The organism is Pseudoalteromonas umbrosa, from assembly GCF_030125375.1.
GTDB lineage: Bacteria > Pseudomonadota > Gammaproteobacteria > Enterobacterales > Alteromonadaceae > Pseudoalteromonas > Pseudoalteromonas umbrosa.
In genome coordinates this window covers 353,141-369,892 of sequence record NZ_JASJUU010000004.1, presented here as the reverse complement: position 1 = coordinate 369,892, position 16,752 = coordinate 353,141, and the positions used below count along the sequence as shown (strand labels likewise).

Below are 16,752 nucleotides of genomic sequence, written 5' to 3'. Positions count from 1 at the left end.
TAAGTTGCTTATTTCACCTTGCGCAAAAGTAACCTTGCTTCGCAACGTATATTTTGCACCTATGTGCAGATACAATAAAGGGGTGAAGCGATCACCCCTTTGTTACAAACTTTATTGTCTCAACACAAAACTAGCACACCTGCCCACATGCCCAGCCGCTAGACCATGCGTATTGGAAATTATAGCCGCCGAGCCAGCCGGTAACTTCGGTAACTTCACCGATAAAGTAAAGGCCTTTGGCTTTTTTCGCTTCAAAAGTTTTAGAGCTTAGTTCGTCACTATCGACACCACCTAAGGTCACCTCTGCGGTGCGGTAGCCTTCAGTGCCATTGGGCTTTATTTGCCAAGCAGTTAATGTCGCGGCGATGGTATCAATCTCACCATGGGTTAGTTGGTTAGCAGGTTTATCCGGTACGCTGTTATCGTTAATTAACGCATCAACAAAGCGTTTTGGTAGCAGTTGTCCAAGCAGGTTTTTAACAGACTTTTGGCCTTGGTTTTGACGCCAATCGTGCAGTAGCTCAGCAACGTTTGTATCTGGTAATAAGTTGATACTGACCGCCTGCCCAGCTCGCCAAAACGAGGATATCTGTAAAATTGCAGGGCCCGATAGACCGCGGTGAGTAAACAAGATATTTTCTCTAAACTGCGTGCCATCATCACTGGTCACTAAGCTATCGACACTGATCCCAGACAAGCCTTCAAAGCGCGCTTTATCGTGGTCGTGCAAGGTAAAAGGTACTAGTGCTGCGGTTGTTGGCAGTAAATTTAAACCAAACTGCTCTGCAATTTTGTAACCGATTGGTGTTGCCCCCAGCTTTGGCATGGTTAGACCGCCTGACGCAACAACTAAAGAAGTACAACTAAATGTATGCTCTGAAGTAGTAACTATATATAAGCCTTGCTCGTCACGTTCCACATTGAGCACTTCATTACGTAAAAAGACTTCAACGCCGGCCCACTCACATTCAGTCATCAAAATATCAACGATGTCCTGCGCGCTGTTATCACAGAATAGTTGCCCAAGTGTTTTGTGGTGATAATTTAAACCATGACGGTCCACCAGCTCAATAAAATCATGCTGGCTATAACGGCTTAAACTGGATTTTACAAAGTGAGGATTGGCACATAGATAGTTTTCTGGGCTGGCATTTTCATTGGTAAAATTGCAACGACCACCGCCACTAATGAGAATTTTTCTTCCCACTTTTTTACCCATATCAACAATAGCGACCTTTCGGCCTCTGTAACCAGATTGCGCCGCACACATTAATCCAGCGGCACCTGCGCCGATGATCACCACGTCAAATTGCAACATTGTATACTCTGAAACGAAAAACTTATGCCGCAATTATAACTTTTTTTAAGCTTGAGGGGGAGTTTATAGTTCAAAACACAACCAAAAAAGCATATTTCTATCACTTTTTAGAATATGAGATAAATCATTTACATTTTTTTACATTGAAAAATAGTTTATTCTTTAACCAGGAATATTTTGATAAAGTTTAATAAAAACATAATGATAATGAAATAATAAAGCCTTTTATCCATCCCCTTATAACTAAATGAATAGTGTAAATAACAAAACAATACTTTCACAAAAAGCACAATGAATTTACGTTTGTTAACCTCTTGGCGCAGAGAGGTTGCCAAGAAAAACAACAAGTAAAACAAGGGTAAAAAAATGACAACAGGAAATTTTAAATTAGCAGCAATATCAATGGCTGTGACAGGATTACTTTCAGCAAACGCAGTAATGGCAATGCCAGAAGGTGTTAACACGCAAGTAGAGTTATTGGCACCAACACTGCCAAGCCAAGCCCAAATCGCGCAAAAATTAGAATCACAAAGCGGTTTCGGTACACAATTCATCATTAAATATAAAAACAACAACAGCAATGACATCATGTCACTTTCAAGTGCCGATATGTCTCCTGCCATGATGAATACACGTGCTCGCAGTTTTGTAAAAGGCTTCAACAGCAAACGTGCAGCAGCTAAAGCGCAGTACGTTCGTCCGATGGCGCTTTCAAACCACCACGTAATGCGTGCAGACAAGAAGCTTAACGCTGCTGAAACTCAAAAATTCATGCAAGACATGATTGCATCAGGCAACGTTGAACACATCGAAGTTGACCAAATGCTACAGCCATTTGCTGCACCAAACGATCCAAGCTACAGCTCACAGTGGCATTACTTTGAAGCAGCAGGTGGTATTAATGCACCAGCCGCTTGGGACAAAGCAACAGGTAGTGGTGTGGTAGTTGCGGTACTAGATACAGGTTACCGTCCGCACGCTGACTTAAACGCAAATATCCTACCAGGTTACGACATGATCTCTAACCTATCAGTTGCCAACGATGGCGGTGGTCGCGACAGCGATGCACGCGATCCAGGTGATGCAGTTACAGCCAACGAGTGTGGTTATACTCACAGCGCACGTAATTCAAGCTGGCACGGTACACACGTTGCAGGTACTGTTGCTGCGGTAACTAACAATGGTGAAGGTGTTGCCGGTGTTGCTTATGATTCTAAAGTTGTACCAGTACGTGTACTTGGTAAATGTGGTGGTTTAACATCTGATATCGCTGACGGTATCATCTGGGCATCAGGTGGCTCAGTCGCAGGCGTACCTGCAAATGCAAACCCAGCTGATGTTATCAACATGAGTTTAGGTGGCAGCGGTGCATGTAGCTCTACCACACAAAATGCGATTAACCAAGCACGTGCAAACGGCTCTGTGATTGTTATCGCTGCGGGTAACGACAACGACAATGCAAACAACTACAACCCAGGTAACTGTGCTGGTATCGTTAACGTTGCGTCTGTTGGTCGTGACGGTGGCCGTGCATACTACTCAAACTATGGTTCTTCAATTGACGTTGCTGCACCTGGTGGCGCACAAAGCTTCGCCAACGATCCTGAAGGCATTCTTTCTACTTACAACTCAGGTAGCAACACACCTGTGAACGATAGCTATAGCTACTCACAAGGTACGTCGATGGCAGCGCCACATGTTGCGGGTATTGCAGCGCTTATCAAGCAAGCAAAACCTACTGCAACGCCTGACGAAATCGAAACAATTCTTAAAAATACAACACGTAGCTTCCCTGCAACATGTACTAACTGTGGTACAGGTATCGTTGACGCAAACGCGGCAGTTGATATGGCACTTGGCAACGACAATACAAACCCAGGTGACAATGTATTAGTTGATGGTGAAGCAAAAACTGGCCTAAGTGGTGCAAAAGATGCTGAAGCCTTCTTCACATTTGAAACGCCTGCTGGCGCGAGCAAAGTAACCTTCACAATGAGTGGTGGTACGGGTGACGCTGACCTGTACGTAAGAGCAGGTGCTAAGCCAACTACTACGACTTATGACTGTCGCCCATATGAAGGCGGTAACAACGAAGTTTGTACTATCGATAACGCTTCTGGCACATATCACGTGATGATGCGCGGTTATTCTGCGTATAGCGGTGTGAGCCTTGTTGCAAACGCAGAAAGCACAGGTACACAACCTGGTGGTATCACTGAGACAAACCTATCTGCATCAACAGGCAACTGGAGCCGTCACCAAGTGACTGTCCCTGCTGGCATGTCGAGCCTAACGGTTAAAATCTCAGGTGGTTCAGGTGATGCTGACCTTTATGTAAATCCAGGTAGCGCACCTTCGACGTCTACTTACCAGTGTCGTCCATATGAAGGTGGTAACGCAGAAACATGTACCATCACTAACCCAGCAGCTGGTGTTTGGCACATTGGTCTACGTGCATACCGTACTTTCTCTGGCGTGACACTAGACGCACAGTACAAATAATTTAAAGCACACAATGTAAAAATATAAAGCCGGAGTCACTCCGGCTTTTTCTATCCCGCGTCAGATATATTCAGATAATAAAAAAGCCAAACATACGTTTGGCTTTTTGCTTACTCTCACGTTAATCAATACTCATGACTGCAAGCCTAAGCTTGCTCTAATCTGTGCCATTTGCTGCTCTAAGCGCTGTTGAATATCGCTGATCTGTTGGTTTGACCCACTCACTTGCGCTTTCATGGTGGCCATAGAACTGCTAAAACTATCTACCAAATCAGTTTGTTGATTGCTCAGAGCCATCGCATCTGCAGCTACTTGGCTGGCACCTTGTGCACGCTCTGCAACGCCTTCTGAGTTACGCTTTAACTCTTGTGCATGTTCAGTTTGCTGCTGCGCCTCTTGGGCTAACGCACTGATCTGGTTTGATACCTTGCTAGAATTATCACTTAAGATGTTAAGTTGTGCATTGATGTCTGTGAGCGAGTCCTGAGTTTGACGAGCAAGCTTTCTCACTTCATCAGCCACTACCGCAAAGCCTCGACCGTGCTCACCAGCACGCGCAGACTCAATGGCCGCGTTCAGTGCTAATAAGTTAGTCTGCTCAGCAATGGTGTGGATCATCTCTATCACCTTACCCACATCTTCGACTCCAACCAGTAATTCATTAAGACTCACCAACCCTTGGTCAACACGGCTTTGAGTACTTGAGCTGGCCTTGAGCATCGACTCAGCAAAGCCGACACTTTGTGTCATCGCATTAAATGTATCACTCGCGTTATCAGCCACTTGCTGATTGATATTACTGGCTTCAAAGCCAATAGACTTAATCTCATCTAGCTGATGCTGATTATGCGCGACCTGTTCATAAGTATGCTCTGACTGCTGACTAATGCTGGCTAAGTTTTGATTCATATCCTGCATAAAGTCATTGATCACTTGCAGCATTTGTTCGCGCTCTTGTGCTTCTACCCGCTGCCTTTCAATCAATTGGTTAAAGTACTGCGCAATTTCACCGACTTCAGTATTGGCTCGCTTGCACTTAATCTGTTTCAGCTCATTGCTCTCAATTAAAAAGGCAAAGCCATCTCGTAAGTTACGCAGCGGTGTCAGCACTTGACTAAATTGGACCCAATACACGCCGCCAGCTAACAACACAAGCAAGCCAATGGCAGCGCCAAAGATAGTAAATACTTGAGACTTTAACTCTATCTGACGGCGTTTTAATTGCGCGCCTGCATCTAACATCAGTGATGATAATTGCTTAATATCGCCACGCAGTGCCGTAATTCCAGCTTGGCGTTGCTGCGCCTGACGTAATGTATTTTCTAAGTCACGGCTAAAGCGATTTGGCCAGCTACTCAATTCGGACTTAATCTCTTGCGCTAAATCTTCAGGCTCTTCCCCTAAAAAAAGCTCATCCTCATCCACTTCAGTCATCACACCTAAGTCATCTAGCCTATCAATTTGCGATGAAAGGGTTTGTAGTCTACTCAATGATTTGTGCAAACTTTGCTGTGTTGCTTGGTCATAGTGCAACACCAGTTGGTAGGTATAAATACTTAAATTGGTGGTTTCAAAATAGTAATCGGACGCCAATGTATAATAACGTTCACTCAAGACATGGCCTTGCGCCTGCGCAACATAATTCATCAATGAGGAGGCAGACCCCGCCATTTGCCGAAGAGCATTATCAAGTAGTGCCAATTCATTGCCCGATAGCTTACCAAGCGCACGGTACTTGCCCTGAATATCGCCATTTAATGCATCAAGTTGCTTTTCCATATCCTGCATGACATCACTAGACATGGTTGCTAAATGCTTATTTTTGATGATATTGATCTGCTCACTAGCCTGATTTAGATACAGACTATCACCTGAGCTGAGGTAATCTTCAACCGTACCTGCTAAATCAATTAAAACCGTATTTTTAAGCTGAGTATATGCGCTATCTTGCTGATCTAACTTACTAAAGACCTGACTTGCCCACAATAAGGTCGCCGCAAGAATGATACTGGCAATGGCTAACAACACCGCCAGCAGCCGAGTGAAAGATGAAACACGCATATGTACTACAATCCCAAAAAGTGAATTTCGGGCTCAGAGTATTAACCTTTTATGACATTTTGATGTAAGTTGTTTGCCAAATGAGCAATCTCAGATAAAAGCATACTTTTTTAGTATGCTTTTTGTGTACAAACTCGCGACAAGGTAAAAGTCTGCGTGCAGATGTTTACTTCATTGCCGCGTTGACATAGACATCAAAGCGGTTCTTCTTAGTGGTAATTTGCATGCTGGGTGTTTGTGAATTTAAAAAAGGTGCGTAATCTGGGCGTTTTACCACAACTCGCTTGGTCGCCAATTGAGTCGCAAAAGGCAGTAAGGCGTCAGCGTCATTATCTGCACCGACCAAGGATTGAAACACGCGCATTTCTTTTTTCACTTGTGCGGACTTTTCACGGTGCGGAAACATGGGATCTAAATACACCACATCAGGGCGGCTCGACTCATCATGCACCGCCTGTTCAAGTAGTGCGTGGCTTGAGCCAAATACGATGTGCATATTATCTTGCATCCAGCGGCCAATTTCGGCATCTTGATAAGCGCGCTGCAAACCGTCATATAAAAGCGCTGCGACCACAGGGTGCCTCTCATGCATTAATACTTTACAGCCTAAAGACGCCAATACAAATGCATCACGCCCAAGACCAGCGGTGGCATCCAATACCACAGGTGTAACCCCTTTATTTAGTCCAACCGCTTTAGCAATAGCTTGCCCTTTCCCACCACCAAACTTGCGTCTATGGGCGCTGGCACCGGTAACAAAATCAACACGAATAGCACCAAGTTTTGGCTCATCTTTTTTAAATAGCGCCAGCCCCGCTTCGTCATAGATCAAACGAAAGTCCTCGTCGAGCGCTTTATGTTTATCTAACTCAAAGCGTTTTGTGATCTCATCTAAATAAGAACGGTTTTCTTCAAATGGCGTGTGAATATACAACTGCAAGCTCCTGTCGTCTAAGCCTGCAGATTATATCGTTTAATTGATAAAAAAAGAATCCAATCGACGCGGTTGTGTCGCATCGACTAAAACAATTCAATGTCCGTCTGTGCGGGCACTTCATCTTCACCCCAAGGCTTGGCCATTTGGTTTAGGCTTTGGATAAGCTCTTGGCGTACTTGGGTGATTTCACCCAGCTTGTAACGAATAATTGAGAACTCATCATTTACAAAGAGAAAGTGCTCACTCAAACGCTCAAGAGACACCTTGTGTGATTCATCCAGTCCAGCCATAACTGCTTCATTTTTAACAAACTGATCAAATTCAGCGACCTTCGCGCCATAAACCTCTCCAATGCCACCTAGCTGTTCACTCAATTGCGCAAATGCCAAGCCAATTTCCTCAACCTTATTTAATGCAACTTCGCTCACTTCCATATCTTTTATTTTGGCATTGGTAGCCTCGAGAATATGGGGCAGCAAATCCTTAAAGCGACCATACAGCGCAGGATCATCGGTAGGCATGTTTTTAATTAATAAGGATACTTTGGGATAATTGATAATAGTGCGCCGACCAAAATCAACAAACCGGCTGCCCTCTTTGTTGGTTTCTAACAGTTCTTGCTCTATCGGCTGTATTGCACCCTCTTGGGAAAAGAACACCGCCTGATTGTGGTACCAAAAAGCCAGCGCAACCTCTAAATTGAGCGGCGTAAAAAACTCTAAAAAGTACTCAGACAAAGTGGTTAAATCATGGGCATGGTAAGACTGGCCGACATAGCGCATTATGCGACCCATATCTCCAGAATCTGTCATGGCAATTTCTGCGGTAATTTGTGCCCTTTGCATGTCTTGCTTAAGCGCCACTGATTGACGGCGGTAATCATCCAAGACTTTGATCCGCGCCAATAATTCAGACCCTTCAAATGGCTTTACAATGTAATCAGCCGCACCCGCATTATACCCGCGCATACGTTCGCTAATATCGGATTTGGAAGATAAGAACATCACTGGAATATCAGCAGTGTGGTCTCCCGCTTTTAAGCGCTCACACACTTCAAAACCGGACATGCCCGGCATTTCAACGTCGAGCAAAATAATATCGGGTTGATATTTAATTGCTAACCTTAAGCCTTGCTCGCCATTTTTAGCGTGGATCAATTTACAGCTTTGCGATAATGACTGCTCGATAACATGGTGAATGAGCTTGTCATCGTCAATGGCAAGCACTAAATTTGTCATATGGCTTTCCCTACAAGATCAGGTCTTTACCAAAGCATAGACGGAACTGTTTATTTTGCGAGTGCAAAAACAACAAAGCGCCCTTTCGGACGCTTTGTTCATGTGGAGATTGCAATATACGCTTATGCGGCTTTGCCAATACCACTGTGACGCAACAATGCATCAACTTGTGGCGTACGACCTCTAAAGCGTTGGAATAACACCATAGGCTCTTCTGAACCGCCCATTTCTAGGATGTTTTCCATAAAGTCTTTACCTGTTTGCGCATTGAAAATCCCTTCTTCTTCGAAGCGAGAATAGGCATCTGCTGAAAGTACCTCTGCCCATTTATACGAGTAGTAACCTGCGCAATAACCACCCGCAAAGATATGACTAAAGCCATGCTGGAAACGATTAAAGTCTGGCGCTTTAATAATTGCCACCTGCTCTCTGACTTTATCTAATCTTGCTTGGATCTGGCACGCTTCACCTTGCTGATAATCCGCATGAATGTGGAAATCAAACAGTGAAAACTCAATCTGCCTGAGCATTTGCATTGCCGACTGATAATTTTTAGCAGCCAATAATTTATCTAATAACTCTTTTGGTAATGGCTCACCACTTTCGTAGTGCCCAGATATGAAGCTCAGCGCCTCTTCTTCATAACACCAATTTTCTAAAAATTGACTAGGTAGCTCAACCGCATCCCATGCAACACCATTAATACCCGCAACAGCAGGCGCATCGATTTGCGTCAGCATGTGGTGAATACCATGACCAAACTCATGGAATAAGGTGGTTACTTCGTTGTGAGTAAACAGTGCAGGCTTATCTCCCACTGCTTTATTAAAGTTACATACAAGGTAAGCAACTGGTGTTTGCAATGTACCATCTGACAATGTTCGGCGGCCCATGCAATCGTCCATCCAAGCGCCACCACGTTTATGTTCACGCGCATATAAATCTAAATAAAAGTGACCACGCAGCACGCCACTGCGGTCATGAATAGCGAAAAAGCGTACATCTTCGTGATAACTGTCAAACTCAGTGACTTCAGTAACTTTAATTCCAAACAGGCGGTTCACTGTTTCAAATAAACCACTTAACACGCGATCCGCAGGGAAATATGGACGCAATAATTCATCTGAAATAGCATATTTAGCTTGCTTTAGTTTTTCACCGTAATAGCCATAATCCCACGCTTCTAACTGCTCGACTTGATGCTCATCTTTAGCGAATGCTCTCAATTCATCTACTTCTTGCTGCGCTTGAGGCTTTGACTTTTTCGCCAAATCATTCAAAAAGTCAAAAACTTGTGTAGGTGTTTCAGCCATTTTGGTTGCCAGCGATTTATCCGCATAGCTATCAAAACCTAACAACACGGCCAATTCGTGACGTAGTGCTAACTCTTCGCTCATCAGCTCTGAGTTATCAAACTCTCCACCATTTGGGCCTTGATCTGATGCACGCGTAACATAAGCTCTGTACATTTGCTCTCGCAAATCACGATTGTCTGCATACGTCATAATCGGTAAGTAAGAAGGAATGTCTAACGTAAATACCCAGCCTTCAAGTTCTTTTGCTTGTGCAGTATGTGCTGCAAGCGCCAATGCCGACTCTGGTAATCCACCTAAATCAGCCTCATTAGTAACATGTAAATGCCATGCTTGGGTGGCATCCATCACATTATTACCAAATTTGGCAGCCAACTCCGAAAGCCTTGCGCTTATCTCTCCATAACGTTTTTGCCCATCTTCATTTAATGCAATACCTGATAACTTAAAGTCTCTTAACGCATTTTTAATGGTTTTTTGTTGTGCTGTACTTAAGTTTTCAAAGTCGTCACTTTGCTCAATTGAAAGGTACGCTTGGTACAACCCTTGATGCTGACCTGCATATGTAGAGTACTCTGAAATTAATGGCAAGCACTCATCATACGCTTTTCTTAACTCTTCATTATTAACCACTGAGTGCATATGAGACACTGGCGACCACATTTTAGACAACTTATCATCGGCTTCCTCAAGAGGTTCAACAAAATTTTGCCAAGTAAATTGCGTCTGCTCTAGTACTGTATCTATGGTTTTACGACTGTGCTCAATAGCTGCTTTTAACGCAGGAACAACATGCTCAGGCTTTATTTTTGAAAATGGCGGTAATCCTTCAAGGCCAATTAATGGGTTGCTCATAGTGTCTCTCTTAATTTTTTATTTCCTGAATAAACTTGAAATAAGGGCTAATAGCGCAAATACAAGTAAAACTTACTAATCTAGTTGAAAGTTATGGCGTATAAAAGCTGTCATACTAAGACTAGTTCAGCGAATTCAGAAGAGGAAACATTATGGCTCAACATTTTGACTACATTGCCATTGGCGGTGGTAGCGGTGGTATCGCATCAGCAAACCGAGCGGCAATGCGTGGCGCAAAAGTCGCCCTTGTCGAAGCAAAACACATGGGAGGCACCTGTGTGAACGTTGGCTGTGTGCCTAAAAAAGTAATGTGGCACGGCGCACAAGTTGCTGAAGCCATCAAACTTTATGCACCAGATTACGGCTTTGACGTTGAGCTAAAAAACTTCAATTGGGCCAAATTAGTTGAAAGCCGTGAGGCTTATATTGGCCGTATTCACCAAGGTTACAACAAATATCTTGCCAGCAATGGCGTGACTGTGATCAACGGCTTTGCCAAGTTCATCGATAATAAAACCATCGAAGTAAATGGCGAACAGTACACCGCAGATCATATCTGTATTGCAGTGGGCGGTCGTCCAAGCATTCCAAATATTCCAGGTGCCGAGCACGGAATAGACTCAAATGGCTTTTTTGAATTAAACGAGCAGCCACGCCGTGTTGCCGTCATTGGCGCAGGTTACATTGCTGTAGAGCTTGCTGGTGTGCTGCACAGCCTAGGTACAGAAACCCACTTATTTGTGCGTAAACATGCCCCACTGCGCAACTTTGACCCTATGGTGGTTGAAACGCTCACTGAAGTCATGGAAAAAGAAGGCCCAACATTACACACTAACTCAACGCCTAAAGAGCTCGTGAAAGAGGCTGATGGTTCAGTAACTCTACACCTTGAAAATGGTGAATCACACACTGTTGACCAAGTGATTTGGGCGATTGGTCGCGAGCCTGTGACAGATAAAATCAACCTTGCAGCAACTGATGTGGATGTTACTGAAAGAGGTTTTGTGAAGGTTGATGAGTGGCAAAATACCTCAGTACCAGGTATTTACGCACTTGGCGATATCATGGAAGGTGGTATCGAGCTGACACCTGTTGCAGTTAAAGCGGGCCGTATGCTGGCTGAACGCCTATTCAACCCAGAGCTACCTAACGCGAAAATGGATTACAACCTAGTTCCTACTGTAGTATTCAGTCACCCACCGATTGGCACCATAGGTTTAACAGAACCTGAAGCCAAAGCGCAATACGGTGAAGACAACATCAAGGTATACAATTCGACATTTGCAGCCATGTATACTGCGGTGACGCAACACCGTCAGCCATGTCGCATGAAGCTGGTATGTGCAGGCCCTGAAGAGAAAATCGTTGGCTTACACGGCATTGGCTTTGCCGTTGATGAGATGATCCAAGGTTTTGGTGTAGCAATGAAGATGGGTGCAACTAAAGCAGACTTCGATTCTGTTGTCGCTATCCACCCAACAGGCTCAGAAGAGTTTGTGACGATGAGGTAATATAGTTAAAAGCCAACTGAAACGCTCAGTTGGCTTTTAAGCTCAGAAGATACCATCACCTACCAAAGTACTTCCAACTCCTTCAATACTGTTTTAACTACTGGGTTAGTTAGCCCTGATTTTTTAGCTACCAAACTCAGAGGTATCTCAAAATCCAACAAGGTGAGTCGCTGTGCTTGCTTGGCTGTAACCATGGCTTGTGCCACTTCCAGTTCAACAAAGCTGGCGCCAACACCCTGTTCAACCAAGCTCGCACGAGAGGTGTTATCCGCACTTTTCACCTGTGATTTAATAGACTGAGTAATCCGTTTTTGCAGTGCCGTATCGAACGGGCACTGCTCACCGACGGTTATCCAAGGTAGCTCAGCAAGCTCGTAAATGCTCTGAATCGCGGTAATATCAAATGAGGTTGGCACTATCGTGGTAATGGGCTGCAAAGCTAACTCAGTATGAAATAGATCAGGCGAAATATCACCATAAACAAATCCGCCATCCAATTCACCACGGCTTACCTTTTCAAGGATTTGCCCTGTGTTCAGCGCATGCAACTCAAGCTCAATACCCGGACAGCGGTGAACGAGCGCTTTGACCAACTCTGCAATACGCAATGTACTTGCATCTCGGTTTAATCCCAGTTTAAAGGTGCCTATAACTTGATCTGCATTTTCTACCGCCAGATTCACCATGTCTGTGGCACTATCTAAGGTTTTTTGCGCTTGCAAGCGCAACTGCTCGCCTTTTGGGGTCAATCGCATCCCTTTGCTGGTGCGCTCAAATAATGTGGTTTTCAGCTCATCTTCTAATGCGCGAATATGGGCACTGACTGCAGGTGGTGTAGTAAACAACTGTTTTGCCGCCTTGGTTAAATTGCCCGTCTCAGCAACCACTACAAATGACCTTAAATGGTAAAACTCCATGCGCTCACTCACCTTATTTGAATCTGGACCACAAATATACAACAGGCTGTCACCAAGACCTATTCACAATGTGTGAACATCGCGTTCAGAAATGATGAATTTACCCAGTGCAAAGCCCTTTGTAAGCTGTTACAACATCAACCAAACAGGACAAATACCGATGGCAAATATTCAAATAAACAATACCGCAGAACCAAGCGCGGCGCAGGCACACTTTAGTGTAAAGTTAGACTGTGAAACGGATTGCAGCGATGTGTATGCCGATATCAAGCAAGGGACGCAGAACTTTGTGCTCGTAGATACTCGCTCTGCACACGCTTTTGCCAAGAGCCATGCAATCACCGCAATAAACATACCCAACAATGAAATTACCGCCGAACGCATGGCTGACTTTGCAGCCGATACCTTGTTTGTTGTGTACTGTTGGGGCCCCGGTTGCAATGGCGCGACCAAGGCGGGTTATAAGCTGGCTAAGCTAGGCTATAAAGTCAAAGAAATGATAGGTGGAATTCACTACTGGGAAGACTTTGAGCGCTACCCAGTTAATAGGCACTTAAGCGACCCACAACAGTAACTGCATAGAGCTTGTTACAAACAAGCTCTATCACTCTCAAATTAAACAAGTACCGCTGAAAGTCCTGTGATGCAACACGGTTTTTATATCAGCTAATAAAAATATCCTCTGCCCGAACATCAGAATAAAAACACCTCAACATGTGCAAATCACAAGCAAATGAACGCTCAACATGCTCAGTTTTGCAATGTTTTTGAGCACCCATGTCTTGGGGCGATTAAATCCGCACTTAAAATTGGCTTTAAATAGACAAATATAAAACTGACCACAATACTCAAATTGTCATCAAAGTTATATGAGCGGCTATGAAGCAAGCTAGGTCATTCTTCTTTTTACTCTTGGGCATCCTCAGCCACACCTTGTATGCCAACACAGTGGAGCACAAGCTGATTGTGTCAATGCATCCACTTGAGCCTTTTGTCTATATTGAAAATGGCAAAGTCACCTCAGGTTTTGTCGCAGACATCTACAACCAAATGGCTAGTCGCCTGTCTCATTACCAACCTGTGCAAGTCAGCTCCTTTGCCCGAGGGTTAAACATATTAAAGCAACCTCCAAAAAGAGTTATGTCACCTTCTGGTAAAGTCACCTTTTACCATAGAGCGCATCTTATCGTCGCAAAGACGACTGAACGGCTCCCCGCCTTTAAATGGGTGGGGCCTTTTTTATATGACGGTTCTGTTTTATACAAACGCTCAAGCGATAAAAGAGAATTTAAGCAACTGGGAGACATTCGCCGTCATCAAGCAACCTGTGTATCACAACGCAAAGTCGCGGACACAGAGATATACAAAAAATATCAGATCCCATATCATGAAACGGACAGCCAACTTGAAGCTATTCAATTACTTCTCCAACCCAGAAGCCGCTTTGATTGCACAATTATTTCACTGATGAATACCCGGGAAATACTCGCTTCTTCTGGCTACTCACTCGATGCCTTAACCCCCATGTCTATTCAGCTATCCCCGCATGGCGTGTATATGGCTTTTTCTGCGCAAACGCCAGATACAATTGTCAACAAATGGCAATCTGCACTCGATGAATTGGACTCGCAAGGCCTTAGGCTTACCTATATTCAAAAATACGTTCCTTTTTATACACAAGAACTCGAACTCATGTTGCGAGGTGCGCTGGATAATCACAGCCAGTAACGCCCATGGTTCAATTGCATCAAATTGGCCCTAAATTAATTACAACTAAAATAAAGTGCACTACCAAAAGTAAAATAAAAAATATTTATATATATTTAATACGCATAAAAAAATTCAAAGTTTAAATTAAGGTAATGAAAATAAATAACTTTTACAAACCTAACCAAAGCATCTTGTTACACGACTTTAATTATCACTCCCAAAAAGTTACAATACTAACTATTAGAACTCTAACAATATGAGTTTCTATCAGCAAAACAGGCAATGAGGAATATATGAATACTTGCGAAGCATCGCTGTTATTGCCTATCAACAAACAACTCAAGTCCCAGATAGATGCTGGCTTATGAGTTACCTATTTCTTTTCATTTTTAGCCAAGCAAAATAATTTGTAGTCTAATAAATAGAGTTTCACTATGAAAAAAGACAACACTTCACTTAATCTCCCCGTTTTTTACAGCGCGTCAGCAATTGTATTGGCGTTGGTGATTTTTGCCGTGATCAGCCCTTCCGTCGCATCATCACTCTTTTCTGTTACTCAATCAGCCATCACCCAAAATGGCAGCTGGTTTTATGTCTTAACCGTCGCCATCATATTAGGCTTAGTCGTGTATTTAAGCATGTCACGTTTTGGCGAGATTAAATTAGGACCCGACCACTCGGACCCCGATTATAGTTTTTCGACTTGGCTGGCCATGTTATTTGCCGCAGGTATGGGAATAGGTTTGATGTTTTTCGGTGTCGCAGAGCCCGTGATGCATTTTGTCTCGCCTCCGTCCGCAGACACAGACTCAGTTGAGGCCATTAAAGAAGCCATGCGGATCACCTTTTTTCACTGGGGTTTCCACGCATGGGCCATTTACGCCATTGTGGCGATGATTTTGGCTTATTTTAGTTATCGACACAAATTACCACTGACATTGCGCTCAGCGCTTTACCCGATTATTGGTGACAGAATTCATGGCTGGATGGGCCACGCTGTGGATGTTTTTGCCGTTGTCGGCACTGTCTTTGGTGTCGCTACTTCTTTAGGCTTGGGCGCAGCGCAGGTCAACTCTGGACTAGCCTACTTGTTCTCTTTTGATGTCTCGGTGCAAAATCAAGTCTTCATTATGATCACCATTACAGCACTGGCATCAATCTCCGTAGCGACGGGGTTAGATAAAGGCATCAAGATTTTATCACAGACCAATATGATACTTGCTGTAGTACTGTTAGCCCTGATCTTCTTTATTGGCCCAAGTGTATTTTTGCTGCAAGCATATGTACAAAATGTCGGTGATTATTTATCGGATATTGTGTCTACCACGTTCAACTTATTCGCGTATGAGAAAAAAGATTGGATTGGCGGCTGGACCATTTTTTATTGGGGTTGGTGGCTTGCTTGGGCTCCTTTTGTAGGCCTCTTTATTGCACGTATATCAAAGGGCCGTACTATTCGAGAGTTTGTCATTGGCGTTACCTGTATTCCGACCGCATTCACCTTATTGTGGATGACCATTTTTGGTAACTCGGCACTGGCAATGATATTTGAGCAAGACATGACGGGGATCTCAGATATGGTCAGCAAAAACTCTGCCGTTGCCCTGTTTGTATTTCTAGAAAACTTCCCTCTATCAGAGTTTTTAATCGGCCTATCTATCATCATGATTGTGGTGTTTTTTGTCACCTCTTGTGACTCAGGTGCCATGGTTATCGACATGCTCTGCTCAAACGGCAGCAATAATACTCCACTTTGGCAAAGATTATTTTGGTCGATTGGAGTCGGGGTTGTCGCAGCTGCTCTGAGCTTAGCTGGAGGACTTGATGCACTGCAAACACTGACCATCGTCAGTGCTCTGCCATTCTCAGTGGTGCTGCTCGTCGCCTGTTACGGCCTCATTCGCGCACTGCGTATTGACGATGCCAAACGCAGTACACACACCATGCCCATGACGTTTGACAACCAAGTCAATGATGAGCAAACGTGGCAAGAAAGCCTCGCGCTGCTAATCGCAACGCCAGCTAAAGGTAAGGTTGATAAATTTATTTTAAAAGAAGTGAAGCCTGCGCTGAAAAAAATCAAGGCTGAATTTGAAAGCAACCAAGTCGAGGCTGAAGTCAAAATCAATAACGCAGCTGTTATTCTCACCGTTCACCACGGTGACGAGCACGACTTCATTTATGGTGTGTATAAAAGTGAAGCTCTGCAACCAGATTTTACGCAAAGTGATGTCACAGACAGTGACTCGTATTATCGCGCCGAAGTGTACCTCAGTGAAGGCGGTCAAAACTATGACATCATGGGGTGGTCTGAAAATGCCATCATCAGCGATGTCTTAGCGCAATATCAAAAGCACCTTCACTTCTTAAATGTGCTACGCGAGTAGCAC

The 16,752-nt window shown here is 44.0% G+C and carries 11 protein-coding genes; 5 read left to right on the top strand and 6 right to left on the bottom strand.

The genetic code is table 11. The features are described 5' to 3' along the window. Positions 1-130: 130 nt before the first annotated feature. Complete coding sequence (locus QNM16_RS16530) at positions 131-1,318, bottom strand: BaiN/RdsA family NAD(P)/FAD-dependent oxidoreductase (RefSeq protein ID WP_284021525.1); 1,188 nt, start codon at positions 1,316-1,318, stop codon at positions 131-133. Between the two features lie 366 nt (positions 1,319-1,684). On the opposite strand from QNM16_RS16530, the gene QNM16_RS16525 reads away from it, so the two are divergent. After that, positions 1,685-3,820: a S8 family peptidase gene (locus tag QNM16_RS16525; protein ID WP_284021524.1), complete on the top strand. Its 2,136-nt coding sequence runs from the start codon at positions 1,685-1,687 to the stop codon at positions 3,818-3,820. 132 nt (positions 3,821-3,952) lie between these two features. Here QNM16_RS16525 and QNM16_RS16520 read toward each other — a convergent pair whose 3' ends face one another. The 4 genes from QNM16_RS16520 to prlC form a co-directional block, all read right to left on the bottom strand. After that, on the bottom strand, positions 3,953-5,881 hold the full coding sequence (locus QNM16_RS16520) for a methyl-accepting chemotaxis protein (protein WP_284021523.1): 1,929 nt from the start codon (positions 5,879-5,881) through the stop codon (positions 3,953-3,955). A gap of 166 nt (positions 5,882-6,047) precedes the next feature. Next, a complete protein-coding gene (locus QNM16_RS16515; RefSeq protein ID WP_284021522.1) occupies positions 6,048-6,815 on the bottom strand; it encodes a class I SAM-dependent methyltransferase in 768 nt (255 codons plus the stop codon). Between the two features lie 86 nt (positions 6,816-6,901). Then, a complete protein-coding gene (locus tag QNM16_RS16510) occupies positions 6,902-8,056 on the bottom strand; it encodes a response regulator (protein ID WP_284021521.1) in 1,155 nt (384 codons plus the stop codon). A 122-nt stretch (positions 8,057-8,178) separates the two neighbouring features. After that, positions 8,179-10,224 (bottom strand): oligopeptidase A, encoded by a 2,046-nt coding sequence (prlC, locus tag QNM16_RS16505; protein ID WP_284021520.1) that lies wholly within the window; start codon positions 10,222-10,224, stop codon positions 8,179-8,181. A 152-nt stretch (positions 10,225-10,376) separates the two neighbouring features. Here prlC and gorA point away from each other — a divergent pair, with 152 nt between their 5' ends. Further along, positions 10,377-11,735, top strand: a complete 1,359-nt coding sequence (gorA, locus tag QNM16_RS16500; RefSeq protein ID WP_237138493.1) for a glutathione-disulfide reductase — start codon at positions 10,377-10,379, stop codon at positions 11,733-11,735. A 59-nt stretch (positions 11,736-11,794) separates the two neighbouring features. Here the strand turns inward: gorA and QNM16_RS16495 are convergent, their stop codons facing one another. After that, positions 11,795-12,652, bottom strand: coding sequence for a LysR family transcriptional regulator (locus tag QNM16_RS16495; protein WP_284021519.1), 858 nt, complete (start codon positions 12,650-12,652; stop codon positions 11,795-11,797). A gap of 91 nt (positions 12,653-12,743) precedes the next feature. Here QNM16_RS16495 and QNM16_RS16490 point away from each other — a divergent pair, with 91 nt between their 5' ends. From QNM16_RS16490 to QNM16_RS16480, 3 genes are all read left to right on the top strand, one after another. Then, entirely contained in the window at positions 12,744-13,226 is a 483-nt protein-coding gene (locus QNM16_RS16490; RefSeq protein ID WP_284021518.1) for a rhodanese-like domain-containing protein, read from the top strand. 305 nt (positions 13,227-13,531) lie between these two features. Further along, positions 13,532-14,380 carry a substrate-binding periplasmic protein gene (locus QNM16_RS16485; protein ID WP_284021517.1) on the top strand — a complete coding sequence of 283 codons (849 nt, stop codon included), beginning with the start codon at positions 13,532-13,534 and terminating at the stop codon, positions 14,378-14,380. A gap of 416 nt (positions 14,381-14,796) precedes the next feature. Next, complete coding sequence (locus QNM16_RS16480; protein ID WP_284021516.1) at positions 14,797-16,749, top strand: BCCT family transporter; 1,953 nt, start codon at positions 14,797-14,799, stop codon at positions 16,747-16,749. Positions 16,750-16,752 lie beyond the last annotated feature (3 nt).